Raw genomic sequence first — 12833 nt, 5'->3', positions numbered from 1 at the left:
CATACGATAATTCTCGGATTTATCAATTCGCCTAAAATAAAAATAGACCGAAAATTCGGTCTATTTTTAGGTACATCATAAATGATGGGATTATTTTGCAGTATTTAGAACTTGCCAAACATTCCAACGACCTTGTTTTTCAATTTCATTAATCAAGCGATCCGCAACTTCAGCTTCTTGCGGATATTTCAGCTTGTAGTTTTTCAAGGTTTGCACCGCATTTTTCTTTTGTTCCATCGCGATGTAGTTATTTGCTGTCGCTAAATAGGCTTCTTGAACACCAGATTTCATTGCTTTATCGAGGTATGGCATCGCTTCACGTTGACCACCACCTTCAGACAAGGCAAAACCGAACCAGAAGTTTGCTTCAGGGTCTTCTTGGTTAATTTTTAAAATACGCTGTGCATAAGCCAAAGACTTGGTGGTATAGACTGAACCAAGGTCTAAATTACGTGCCATAACGCTAGCTTTGAACGCACGAACCAGTACATCAAATGAAGCATTGTCTTTCGACGCTAACGTATCGAGCTGTTGTGTCACTTCTTTTAGTTTTAACTCAAAACCTTTACGTTCTTGGCGTTCTGTAAAGCGTGGTGGGTAGTGACGGGCTTTGCCTTCAACCAACTGTAAGAAGTCATCAATTTCAGTAATGTCGACTTCATTGTCGCCCGCCAGTACGGCAAACTTCAACTGACGGTCTTTGCTGTTTACGGTTGGAATAATCAGTTTATTGGTGTCTAAAACCAGTTTTTTAGATGGATCGTCAGAGCGAGTCACTTCCATTTTAGTTACGGGTTGAGCCGCTGCTTTTTTTAAGTTAATTTCAAATGGAGGTGGCGCATCATAATTAAATGGATTGAGTGCATAAAATGGTGCAGTTAATTCAGGCTCTGTAAAAACGATGGTATCGCTATTGTTCTTCGTTGGGTTTGAGCTACACGCTGTTAAAAACGAGACAGCAAGAACAGCAACCGCTAAGGGTTTAAGCATCATAAGGTTCATCCATTCATTATTTTAAGAAGTGGTATAAAAGGCATGTTCGTCAGTCTAAAAAAACTCTGATGAACATGCAAGGTTTGCTATAGGCAGGGTTTCAAAAACTAACACTTTTCATGTTTAGTCATTGGATGGTAGGCTTTGAGCTTCACATTCGCGGCGTACATCTTCCAAAATTTTCAATTCTTCAGCACTAAAGGGTTGTTCATTTTGTTGTTGCTTTTTAAAAGTTGGATCAAGCAAAGACAAACGTTGGCATAGGGTGCTCATCCGTTTCTCATTCAGCTGAATACGGTCAAGTAGAACACGCATACCTTCAAGAATTGGATCAGACTGGTCTTGCGTTGCAGCATAAGGTTGGAAACCAATACTTTCTGCATAATCGCGACGACGTGTTTCTGCTTCATCTTTCGGTTTATCTTTAGAAATAAAGCGTGCAGGGTTACCAACTGCTGTGGTGTCGGCTGGAACTGCTTTGGTGACGACTGCATTTGAGCCGACTTTCGCATTTTTACCAACAGTAAAAGGGCCTAAAATTTTAGCACCAGCACCAACCACCACACCGTCTTCTAAGGTCGGGTGACGTTTGCCTTTATTCCATGTGGTTCCACCTAAAGTGACACCGTGATATAAGGTCACATCGTCGCCAATTTCAGCGGTTTCACCAATCACGACGCCCATGCCATGGTCAATAAAAAAACGACGACCAATTTTAGCACCCGGGTGAATTTCAATACCTGTTGCAAATCGGCTAAAAGAAGATAATAAACGAGCTGAGCCTTTACATTCTTTTTTCCATAACTCATGCGCCATGCGGTGCATGATCAAGGCATGAATGCCTGGATATGTGGTTAGAACTTCTAAAGTGTTTCGTGCCGCAGGATCGCGCGCGAATACAGCTTGTATATCTTCTTTGAGCTGTTTAAGCATTAGATTGATCCTCTGTTTGATCCGTATTTGACTTTTTCCATGTGCCGTTATTTAAAGCTTGTACACGACTAAAAATACCACGAAGTAAATGATATTCCATACGATCTAATTGTATACGTCCAAAAAGACGACGCAAGCGTAAAGGCAGTAATCGAGGATTTTTTGGATCTAAAAATTCAATCTCGGCCAACATTTTTTCAATGTGCGGGTAGAACTGTTCCATTTGCTCATGGGTGACCAAAGGCTCATCCCATTGCATAGACTCAGTATCTGTTACAGGCATGGTTGCAGTTTCATCTTTACCGCTTTCCACAGCAGCCAGTGTGGCCATACGCATTTCATAACAAATCACTTGAATCGCTTGAGCCACATTTAGTACACCATAGTCTGTATTTACAGGAATGGTGACATGATAGTTAGCCATGGCGAGTTCTTCGTTGGTCAGTCCGCGGTCTTCACGGCCAAATACAACAGCAACGTCTTGCTGATCATTCACCACTGCTGAAATTGATTTTTCAGCTGCGGGACGTGCGTCTAGCAAAGGCCAAGGAATGGTACGACTACGCGCACTCGTGCCAAACACTAAATGGCAGTCTTTGATGGCATCAGCAAGGGTTTCAACGATTTCAATCTGCTCGATTAAATCAGTTGCACCCGCAGCCAAAGCATCGATATCGGGATGTGGATAGGTTTTTGGCGCAACCAAAACCAGTTTTGAGAGTCCCATCGTTTTCATGGCGCGCAGTGCGCTCCCAATGTTCGCAGGGAGTGTGGTATTGACCATGACAATACGCACATGGGAGAGATGCGCTGAAACAGCGGCATTGTCAAATTGGCTCATGATTTTTCCAATGAATCTTTAAAATTTAAATAATTAAGAGAACTGACCGACTTCAGCCTGATATAAGTCCATGGCATCATCCATGCTCATATCCGCAGGTGGCGGTGGTACATCTACAGGTTTGGCTTCTTCATAGCTCACCGCTTTGGCGGCTTTGGATTTGACTTGATATTCCACATGAAGATTTTCTTTACCAAAATAGTCACGGAGTTTAGAAAGCAGTTCATCCTGCGGCGCCACTTTCCAATTAATCCCTAAGTGTAATTCAGCCGTGGCATACGGGTAGTCCAACAGCAATTGCAGCGGGATGTGATTACACATATCGACATTACAAAAGGGTGCAAGAATATTTTTTAAATCTTGGCTCAGTGTTTTTATGCTATGTGTTGGATCGAGACGAATTTGAATACAGTTGGCCCGTTTTTGGCGAATTTCATTCAGCGTAAATGCTTTGGTTAAGCGACCCATTGGACGGTCAAAACCTTCACGCTCGTAAATTTCACCTTCAATTACCACCACTTTTTCATTTTGAATGATGTCTTTGAAACGCATAAAGCGTTCATGATTCGCAGAGACTTCGATCCGTGAGGTACCATCATCTAAGGTCACCATCATTCGGTTCGGGAAGTTAGCTACATCAACCACAAGCCCAGCAAAAACCGTAGTAACACCACGACGGGTTGGGGTAAGTTCATTAATTTTATTCGGAATAAACGCTTTCAACTCAGTGCGATATACATCAATTGGGTGACCGGTTAAATACAACCCTAGAGTGTCTTTTTCACCTTTGAGACGGACTTCATCTGACCAAGGTTTAACAGGTTTGGCGGGTTTACGTTGTACTTCTTCAACCTCACCAAACAAGTCCATGATGCCTGTTTCACGGTTTGAGCGAGCTTGATCTGCCGCTTGTACCGCTTCAGGTAGCTGCGCCATTAGGCTTGAGCGCTCAATGCCGAGGCAGTCTAAAGCACCTGAGCGAATCAATGCTTCTAAAGTCCGTTTATTGATTTTTTTCAGATCAATACGATGGCAGAAATCAAACAAATCACGATAAGGCCCATCTTGAATACGCGAGTCAATGACCGACTGCATCGCCGCTTCACCGACGCCTTTAATTGCACCGAGTCCATAAACGATCGTTTTATCGTCCGAAGCATGGAATTGATAGATAGACATATTGACCGAAGGCGGCAATACCTCTATATCATTGTGGCGACAGTCATCAATCAAGAACACCACGTTATCGGTGTTTTGCATTTCCGATGACATCACCGCTGCTAAGAATTCAGCTGGATAATGCGCTTTGAGCCATGCCGTTTGATAAGCTACAAGGGCATAGGCAGCGGCATGCGATTTGTTAAAGCCATAACCTGCGAACTTTTCCATATAGTCAAAGATATGGTTGGCAGTGGCTTCATCAATGTCTTTTTTGGCTGCACCTTCCGTGAAAATTTGGCGCTGTTTGACCATTTCTTCGGGCTTTTTCTTACCCATCGCACGACGTAGTAAGTCCGCACCACCCAAGCTATAGCCCGCACAATACTGTGCTGCCTGCATTACCTGTTCTTGGTAAACCATAATGCCGTAAGTCGGCTCAAGTACAACTTCAAGTAGGGGGTGAAGATATTCAAACTCGCCACCATGCATACGGTGGATAAAGTCTGGAATCAGGTCCATTGGGCCCGGACGGTAAAGGGATACGAAGGCGATAATTTCTTCAAATTTGCTTGGACGTGCTTCCTTGAGCATTTTTTTCATGCCCACGGATTCAAACTGGAATACAGCTGTGGTGTTGGCATTGGCAAAGATGAGGTATGCATCTTTGTCATCAAGCGGAATGAAAGCAATGTCTAAAGGCACATCAAGTTTAATGCGCTTATTGATATTCTTCACGGCATCTTCAATGACCGTTAAGTTGCGCAGACCCAAGAAGTCGAACTTTACTAGACCTGCAGACTCAACATCGTCTTTATCGTACTGCGCAACACGGCCTGTACCATCTGCGTCACATAGGACGGCAGAAAAGTCGGTAATTTTAGTCGGGGAAATGACCACGCCACCTGCGTGTTTACCTGTGTTACGGGTAATGCCTTCGAGTTTTAATGCCATTTCCCAAATTTCAGCCGCATCGTCATTGTCTGGGTTGGATGGGTTGGTGACAATATCTTTAAGCTGTGGCTCTGCTTCAATGGACTCTTCAAGGCTTAGACCTAAAGGCTTGGTCGGAATCATTTTTGAGATTCGGTCTGCCAAACCATAGGATTTACCCAAAACACGTGCCACGTCACGAATGGCGCCTTTGGCTGCCATGGTACCGAAAGTGGCAATTTGTGATACTGCATCGCGTCCGTATGTACGCGCCACATAGTCAATCACACGATCACGACCAGCAATACAAAAATCGACGTCGAAATCGGGCATTGAAACACGTTCTGGGTTTAAGAAGCGTTCGAACAGTAGCCCGTATGGGAGAGGATCGAGATCCGTAATTTTTAAGCTGTATGCAACAAGTGAACCTGCACCTGAACCACGACCTGGACCAACGGGAACGCCATTACCTTTGGACCATTGAATGAAGTCCATGACAATCAAGAAGTAGCCCGGGAAACCCATTTTAAGAATGGTCCCGATTTCATACTCTAAACGATCATCGTATTCTTTACGTTTTTGAGGCCAGTATTCATCACGCGTTTCAGGTGGATATAAAAAGTCTAAACGCTCTTCTAAACCTACTTTGGATAAATGTGCAAAGTAGGTGTCAATGGTATGGCCTTCAGGAATAGGGTAGTCAGGCAGGAAGTATTTACCTAATTGCAGGGTAACGTTACAACGCTTCGCGATCTGATAAGTATTTTCAATTGCAGATGGAATGTCTGCAAATAATTCTGCCATTTGTTGGCCAGTTTTAAAATATTGTTCTGGAGAATAATTTTTTGGTCGGCGATTATCCCCTAATACATAACCATCGGCAATACAGACACGGGCTTCATGTGCTTCAAAGTCTATTTCTTTCATGAAGTGCACATCGTTGTGCGCAACTACACCAATATTGTATTTTTTAGCCAGTTTTAAGGCTTCATAATTGAAGTCATCTTCACCTGAGCGTTCTGTTCGACATAGAGCCAAATAAACACGATTGCCAAATTTTGCAATCCATTCTTCGAGTAAAGGTTCGGCTTTTTGCGGATTCGATGTACAGAGCATTTTGCCGACATCAGATCGCATGCCAAGTAGCGCAATCAGGTCATGGTTTTGCTCTAAAATCCAGTCTTTTGCAACGCAAGGAATATCAAGCTGTTGACCACGGATAAAACCTTCTGAAACCAGTTCGGTTAGATTACGCCAGCCAACATTGCTCATCGCCAATAATGTCACGCGATGTTCAGCATCGTTCAAACGAACTTCTGAACCCATAATCGGTTTGATGCCATTATCTAAGCATTTACCATAAAATTTTACAGCAGCATGTAAGTTAGATAAGTCAGTAATGGCAAGGGCTGGCATACCTTCTGCCTTAGCAGCTTTGACTAAATCAGGTATACGTACAATTGATTCTGTGATTGAAAATTCTGTATGAATACAAAGATGTACAAAGTGCATAAGTGAGTCCCTGCAAAAACCGCTGGATAGTTTAACATGCTCTGCCTTCATTCTGAGTGCCATTCAAATGAATTGGCAAAATTTAATAGGTCGCAGTGTTTGGACTGTTTATTTTATTGTCAGTAAGTTCTAAACGACTTAGAAAAGTCAATGTTAGTCGCATTGTTTCTTGGCATAAAAACCTTTAGCAGGCCACTGCTTGCTGAATGGCAAAGCTGCTTAACCGTCCATTTTTAAAACCAAAGTTGAGATAAGCCGTGTAGGGTGGGGCAAAGTCTTGCGGTTCTTTTAGAAAGGCTTTGATTTCATTGGGCTACAAGAGCAAAACTTGGGCTTCACCTGATGCTACCATACCTTGTGCACTGTATTTAAAGTCTTGTTTAAACTGCTGCAAAGTATAATTCGGTGTGATCTGAATATTTTGCACGCGTATATTTTCACTCATCGCTTGAGTGCTTTTCCAGTCAAGCCAAACACGGCCTTTGGTTTGACCGAGTTGTTTGAAATTCGTTTTGTCTTTATAGAATTTTTCAGTCTGAATCTTTGGATTATCTTCGTTAAAAATCTCAAACTTTAGGCTTTTGGGTTGGGTACTTGTAATACTGTATTCATAGTTGCCTGTACATTCGGCATATAGTTTGCTGGTTTTTCCATTCGGATGAGAGAGTAATTGACTGACTTGATGTGCTGACACGGGTGCATTGAGTTCAACCTGATTCACTTTCACACTGGTGACGTAGTTATAGGGATTTGAAGCTGCATGACTGAGCATCGGCAAAAGACTTAGACTGATCAATAGAGTTGTTATTTTCATCGTTATAGCTTTTAAAAGTTTTGTTTGCCGCATGATATAAAACTTAGACCTGAAAAAAAGCTCCCAATATTGAGAGCTTAGTTTTGTTAGCGCAGTTTAGATAGCCAATCGCCAACGGATTGTACAATTTGCACCATGATTAACAGCACAATCACCGTGAGGATCACGACACTGGTATCAAAACGTTGATAACCATAAGAAATAGCAAGGTCACCAATACCACCTGCACCCACTGCACCGGCCATCGCGGTTGCACCAATTAAGCTAATCGTGGCTGTGGTTAAGTTTAAAATCAGTGAACTGCGTGCTTCAGGTAAAATAAATTTAAAGATGATTTGTAGTGGAGTTGCACCCATGGCTTGTGCAGATTCGATAATCCCCTCATTCACTTCCAGTAATGAAGTTTCCACCAAACGACCAATGTATGGTCCAACATAAATGGTGAGCGGAACAATCGCTGCCCACGTGCCAATCGATGTGCCGACGATGAGTTTGGTTAAAGGTAAAACCGCAATCAGCAAAATAATAAAGGGCAGAGAGCGCAGGGCATTCACAATTGGGTTGAGGCTACGATAAATCGCTTTGTTTGGCAAAATACCATCAGGACGTGTGACCAATAAAATGATGGCCTGAATAAAGCCCCAAATACAGCCAAATAGCATTGCAAAAAACACCATATGAAATGTTTCTTGCAAAGCAGTAATAAACTGGTCAATTGATAAAGAGCTTTTCCAAAAAGGCGCTGTGATTTGAGTTAACCACTGGACAATTAAATCTCTCATGCCAGCTCTCCTGATTGTTCAACAGCCACACCATGTTGTTTTAAAAACTCAACCGCTTCAGCAATCAGGCTTTCATCGCCCAAGAGCTGAACAAACATTTGTCCAATCACATTGCCATCAATTTCAATCATGTTGGCAAACAGGATATTGAGACTAATATCAAACTGTTTAATTAAGTTTTGAATTACGGTTTCGTGTGCAGAGTTACCAAGAAACTGTAAGCGGTAAATACTATGATGATGCTTATGTTCGAGGTTATTCAGAAGTTTAATCGGTAGTTGTTGATGTAAAATCGTTTGAATAAAATTCTGTGTTGTTGCATGTTGTGGGCGACTAAATAAGTCCACCGTTTTCCCAGTTTCAACCACTTTGCCGAGTTCCATCACGGCCACATGTGAGCAGATGCTTTGAATCACATCCATTTCATGCGTCACCATGACGATGGTAATGCCTTGCTCTTGATTGATTTTTTTGAGCAAGTCTAAAACTGACTTGGTGGTTTGCGGGTCTAGTGCAGAAGTCGCTTCGTCACAAAGTAATATTTTAGGATGGTTGGCAAGCGCACGTGCAATACCGACACGTTGTTTTTGACCACCCGAAAGCTCGTCTGGATAAGCTTCTTTTTTGTGTTTGAGATCAATAAACTCAAGTAGCTCATTCAAACGTTTTTCACGTTCAGCTTTGCTATAACCTAAAAGTTTCATGGGCATTTCAATATTGGCTGCAACGGTTTTGGTTTGCAGTAAATTAAAATGCTGGAAAATCATGCCAATATTTGCACGTTCTTGACGTAATGCTTTTGCATCTAATGCAGTAAAGTCTTTCTGATTGATAATTACTTGGCCTTCGGTTGGACGTTCAAGTAAATTGATCAAACGAATGAGGGTACTTTTACCTGCACCACTATAGCCAATAACGCCAAAAATACTACCTTCTGGAATATCCAAATTGATTTGGTCCAGTGCAGGAATGGTTTGGCCTTTCAGCTGATAGTGCTTTGAAATGTTTTTAAATTGAATCATATCGTCAAAAACTACACAAAAATGAAAAAACAGGCAAAGAGACTTTGCCTGTTTCGTTGATTTGATTATATTACTATTTAGCTTGAGTAAGGTAGCTTACAGGCTTGTTCACATCAATTTTTGTGCCGCCAAAATGTTCTTGAACATATTTGCCGACTGCAGCGACATGGTAAAGTTCACCGACTTTTTTCAGTACAGGGTCATTTTGACGCGCTTCAGCCACAGCAAGTACGTTTACGTTCATTTTTGTGGTTTGATCGATTGGTTCATAGTAAATCGCATCTTTCAATACGTTTAGACCACCTTCCATTGCAAGGGTATTACCCAAAACAATTGCATCAACTTCGTCTTTCACACGTACAGCTGTTGCCATTTGAATTGGTTTGATAACGAGAGCTTTGTTGTTTTCAACGATGTCTTTCGAAGTACCTTTCACGAAGTCGAAGTCATTTTTTAACTTCACTAGACCCGCAGATTGTAATAATAACAATGCACGTGATTCGTTCGCACCATCATTTGGAATTGCAATCGTAGCACCATTTTTAAATTCAGCCAGTGTTTTGACTTTGCTTGAATAGATGCCCATAGGCTCTAGGTAGGTCGTTGAAAGAGGGGCAATCTTTGCTGTGTTCGCTTCGTTATATGCCACAAGGTAAGCATAAGATTGGAATGCGTTTACATCGACTTCATTGTTTGCAACAGCAGTATTCATTGCGACATAGTCAGTGAAGTTTTTGATGTCTAACTTTAAGCCCGCTGCTTTAGTTTCTGGCAAAGTTGCAATGTGGCGCCAAATATCAGCATCAGAGCCAGTCGATGCGATGGTTACTGTTTGCTCCGTTGCCGCTGTATCCGTTTTAGCTGCATCTGTTGCAGGTGCTTCAGGTTTGCTACAACCAGTTAAAGCAACAGATAAACCCAGCGCAATTCCTAGAATTTTTTTCATTTTTTCTTCCCGAGTAAGCATCTAAACGAGGCTTAACTTAGCTGAACAATAGAGAGATCAATTGATTTTAAATCAGGCATTCCTGATTTGATGCATATGACTGTAATGTGAGTTTTGTAAGCGCACAATTCGATATCAGTCGAATATGTGTTTTCGCTTTGAAAAAGATTAACTTTTTCAACTCACTAGAAACATCTCTGCTCAATCGTTAAATTTTGCACATCATATCAACAAAGTAATATTCGATATAGAGCATAAAAGTTCAATACTTATCTTATTTATAGATTAGTAATTTGCATTTTGTTTGTAATTTTATAATGAAAACAATATATTATTTTTAATTAATCTATTTAAAAATAAGAATTTGCATAAATTTTGTGCTTTATAAGATTTTATCTAAACTAAATACAAAAAATAGATATAACGAGTATAAAGTGCAAAACCTAATGTATGCAGAGTAGTCATCCTAACGCTCTTAAAAGAACGGCATGGGCTTAATGCATTCGGGGTATAGGAGAAATAGTTATTACAAGGTGTATGTTCTATTTTTTTAAAGCAACTTAGAGTCTTAGTTTTTTTTGATGCTTGTGAGAACAAACTAAAGCAATCACTAAAAAAGAGTGATGCTTTAGTTTGAGCTGTATGCGAAGAAGTTGAAATATCAAAAAACAACTAGAGCTTCGGTTGATATTTCAATACTTAATCATTTCAAAAAGGTTGCTGATTCATATGCAGGATTTGGGTAATTATAAAACCCTTTGCCCGTAGGCATACCTAAATGGCCCAGATCAATAAATTCAGCTTGTAGTTTTTCCACGATACGGGCCATTGCTGGATTGGCGTCAACATTTAATTTTGCAACATTATAGACGGTGGTAATTCCGATCATATCCATGATTGCAAAAGGCCCTTTTGGAGAGATGTAGGCTTTCATCCATGTTTTATCAATGGTTTCTGGATCAGAAACTTTGTTCACCCAAAGTTCCAATGCAGAGATGCAATACGGTACCAATATGCTGTTAAGCACATAACCTGGCTGTTCTTTGTAAATTGGAATTGGCAACATGTCGATGGCTTTGGCAAATTCAACTAAGTCATCAAATACTTTTTTATCAGTTGAGTCATGGCCCATGATTTCTGCCATATTGTGTACCCAAATTCGATTGGCAAAATGTAATGCTAAGAATTTTTCGGGACGTCCAGTCACGTCTTTAAATTGGCTTGGTAGTAATGTCGAAGTATTGGTTGCAAAGACTGTTTTTTCAGGTGCGACTTGACTAAGTTTTTCATAAAACTCGCGCTTGATAGCTGGATCTTCAGGTACGGCTTCAATCATCAAATCTGCATCTTTGACTGCTTCAGCAAGGTTTGATTGATAGCTTAGATTGTTAAATGCGTTATCGAGTTGCTATTGAGTGGCATTCATTTCCTGTTTGTAGCATTCAGATAATTCAAAAAATTTAGCTTTGGCTTTATCAAGGACTTCGTCATTAATGTCATACACTGTTACTTTAAAGCCATGAAATGCTGTTTGAAACGCGATTTGATAACCGAGTACACCACTGCCAGCAACAGTTACATTCTTAAAATTCATTCTATATTCCTTGTTTTATCCTTGATGAAAAATGTAGCCTTCATATCCATGTGCTACATTTATTTGCGCAGTCGTTTTAGATGTTTGATGCGCAAAATGGATGAACAAATAAATTGTTCATAGGGACTATTCTGCCGTGGCTTTTTTATGCTAACTTGACGTAATGAGTCAATTTTTTGACGTATTGAGACAAGGATTGTTGGAATGGATCAGGAAGATTCACTCGCAGTTGAGTACCCGAAAAATATCCATGAGGATATGGTGCATAGTTCAGGGCTACGTGGCTATCTAGAGGTAATGCAACAATTGGGCACCGACCCAATGCCGTTGTTGGCCAAGCATGGAATTCAACTTGCACAATTACAAGATGATAATGTATGGATTTCGCATACAGCACTCATTCAACTTCTAGAAGAAAGTGCGCAACAGGCCAACTGTGCCGATTTAGGTTTGCGGATCTCTCAGTATCAAGATATTGGTATTTTGGGTGTACTTGGGCTGATCTTACAAAGTGCATCGACACTTCGTGAGGTGATTAAATACAGTTCAGATTTACTGTTTTTACATGGTTCTGCTTTACGTTTATATATTAATGATCGTGTTAGCACAGATGTATTTGAATCCAACTCGGATATTGTTGAACTTATTTTTGATATTCAGCTCCATGACGCTACACATATTTTAAGTAAACGACAAACCATGGATATGGGACTCGCTGTGTGTCATCGGGTTCTTCGTTACTTAAGTAGTGGGCGTTATCAGCCGCTTCGAGTTGCACTGCCGCATAGTCCAATTGCCCCCTTAAATGTGTATAAACGGTTTTTTCATGCCGAAGTCATGATTGATCAACAGCATGCAGCTTTATATTTCCACAAAGATATGTTGAATATTACTTTAGATAGTATTGATCATGGTTTACGTGAAATTGTGGACAGCTATTTGGAGCGGAGTTTTCGGAGTCATCAAGGTTCATTTAGCGATCGTGTTCGACATGCGATACGCATTCATTTATCGGGTCCAAAGGCCAATAAAACAGATATTGCAAATATGCTTGCGATGCATCCTCGAAGCTTACAACGTAAATTGGATGAAGAGGGCACCAGCTTTGAGCAGATTCGAGATAAACTTAGACAACAACTGCTGTTGCAATATTTAGCCGACTCAAAAGCATCGATGAGCCAAATCGCTTCTGTACTGGGTTTTTCCGAGCAGTCCGCATTAAGCCGTGCCTGTAAGAATTGGTTTGGTGTAACACCGAGACAACTAAAAAAGCTTCGCAGCGGTTTGCAATAAAAAAACCCGCAT

The 12833-nt window shown here is 40.9% G+C and carries 9 protein-coding genes and 1 pseudogene; 1 reads left to right on the top strand and 9 read right to left on the bottom strand.

Translation table 11 applies throughout. The annotated features are described in order from the left end of the window. Positions 1–90: 90 nt before the first annotated feature. From MF4642_RS08155 to MF4642_RS08115, 9 genes and pseudogenes are all read right to left on the bottom strand, one after another. Positions 91–993 (bottom strand): ABUW_2363 family tetratricopeptide repeat lipoprotein, encoded by a 903-nt coding sequence (locus tag MF4642_RS08155; protein WP_078425893.1) that lies wholly within the window; start codon positions 991–993, stop codon positions 91–93. Positions 994–1116: 123 nt separating this feature from the next. Next, positions 1117–1926 carry a serine O-acetyltransferase gene (gene cysE, locus MF4642_RS08150; protein ID WP_078425892.1) on the bottom strand — a complete coding sequence of 270 codons (810 nt, stop codon included), beginning with the start codon at positions 1924–1926 and terminating at the stop codon, positions 1117–1119. Beyond that, a complete protein-coding gene (locus MF4642_RS08145) occupies positions 1919–2767 on the bottom strand; it encodes an RNA methyltransferase (RefSeq protein WP_005400658.1) in 849 nt (282 codons plus the stop codon). The genes cysE and MF4642_RS08145 overlap by 8 nt, the downstream gene beginning before the upstream one ends. Before the next feature lie 33 nt (positions 2768–2800). Then, positions 2801–6370 carry a DNA polymerase III subunit alpha gene (gene dnaE / locus MF4642_RS08140; protein WP_078425891.1) on the bottom strand — a complete coding sequence of 1190 codons (3570 nt, stop codon included), beginning with the start codon at positions 6368–6370 and terminating at the stop codon, positions 2801–2803. A 313-nt stretch (positions 6371–6683) separates the two neighbouring features. Next, on the bottom strand, positions 6684–7184 hold the full coding sequence (locus tag MF4642_RS08135; protein WP_227518529.1) for a hypothetical protein: 501 nt from the start codon (positions 7182–7184) through the stop codon (positions 6684–6686). Positions 7185–7270: 86 nt separating this feature from the next. Beyond that, entirely contained in the window at positions 7271–7966 is a 696-nt protein-coding gene (locus MF4642_RS08130) for a methionine ABC transporter permease (protein ID WP_078425890.1), read from the bottom strand. Then, positions 7963–8988 carry a methionine ABC transporter ATP-binding protein gene (locus tag MF4642_RS08125; RefSeq protein WP_078389205.1) on the bottom strand — a complete coding sequence of 342 codons (1026 nt, stop codon included), beginning with the start codon at positions 8986–8988 and terminating at the stop codon, positions 7963–7965. The genes MF4642_RS08130 and MF4642_RS08125 overlap by 4 nt, the downstream gene beginning before the upstream one ends. A 73-nt stretch (positions 8989–9061) precedes the next feature. Further along, a complete protein-coding gene (locus MF4642_RS08120; protein WP_078425889.1) occupies positions 9062–9934 on the bottom strand; it encodes a MetQ/NlpA family ABC transporter substrate-binding protein in 873 nt (290 codons plus the stop codon). Between the two features lie 703 nt (positions 9935–10637). After that, positions 10638–11528, bottom strand: a pseudogene (locus MF4642_RS08115) (3-hydroxyacyl-CoA dehydrogenase). A 204-nt stretch (positions 11529–11732) separates the two neighbouring features. On the opposite strand from MF4642_RS08115, the gene MF4642_RS08110 reads away from it, so the two are divergent. Beyond that, positions 11733–12821, top strand: a complete 1089-nt coding sequence (locus tag MF4642_RS08110) for an AraC family transcriptional regulator (protein WP_078425888.1) — start codon at positions 11733–11735, stop codon at positions 12819–12821. Positions 12822–12833: the final 12 nt, after the last annotated feature.

Origin of the sequence: Acinetobacter sp. MF4642, from assembly GCF_002018925.1 — a bacterium.
GTDB lineage: Bacteria > Pseudomonadota > Gammaproteobacteria > Pseudomonadales > Moraxellaceae > Acinetobacter > Acinetobacter johnsonii.
Note: the sequence above shows the minus strand (reverse complement) of the source record. Positions and strands in the feature narration are given on the sequence as shown.

Coding starts and splice junctions, on each gene's coding strand:
- MF4642_RS08155 (WP_078425893.1), bottom strand. CDS start 993: ATGATGCTTAAACCCTTAGCGGTTGCTGTTCTTGCTGTCTCGTTTTTA.
- cysE (WP_078425892.1), bottom strand. CDS start 1,926: ATGCTTAAACAGCTCAAAGAAGATATACAAGCTGTATTCGCGCGCGAT.
- dnaE (WP_078425891.1), bottom strand. CDS start 6,370: ATGCACTTTGTACATCTTTGTATTCATACAGAATTTTCAATCACAGAA.
- MF4642_RS08145 (WP_005400658.1), bottom strand. CDS start 2,767: ATGAGCCAATTTGACAATGCCGCTGTTTCAGCGCATCTCTCCCATGTG.
- MF4642_RS08110 (WP_078425888.1), top strand. CDS start 11,733: ATGGATCAGGAAGATTCACTCGCAGTTGAGTACCCGAAAAATATCCAT.
- MF4642_RS08135 (WP_227518529.1), bottom strand. CDS start 7,184: ATGAAAATAACAACTCTATTGATCAGTCTAAGTCTTTTGCCGATGCTC.
- MF4642_RS08120 (WP_078425889.1), bottom strand. CDS start 9,934: ATGAAAAAAATTCTAGGAATTGCGCTGGGTTTATCTGTTGCTTTAACT.
- MF4642_RS08130 (WP_078425890.1), bottom strand. CDS start 7,966: ATGAGAGATTTAATTGTCCAGTGGTTAACTCAAATCACAGCGCCTTTT.
- MF4642_RS08125 (WP_078389205.1), bottom strand. CDS start 8,988: ATGATTCAATTTAAAAACATTTCAAAGCACTATCAGCTGAAAGGCCAA.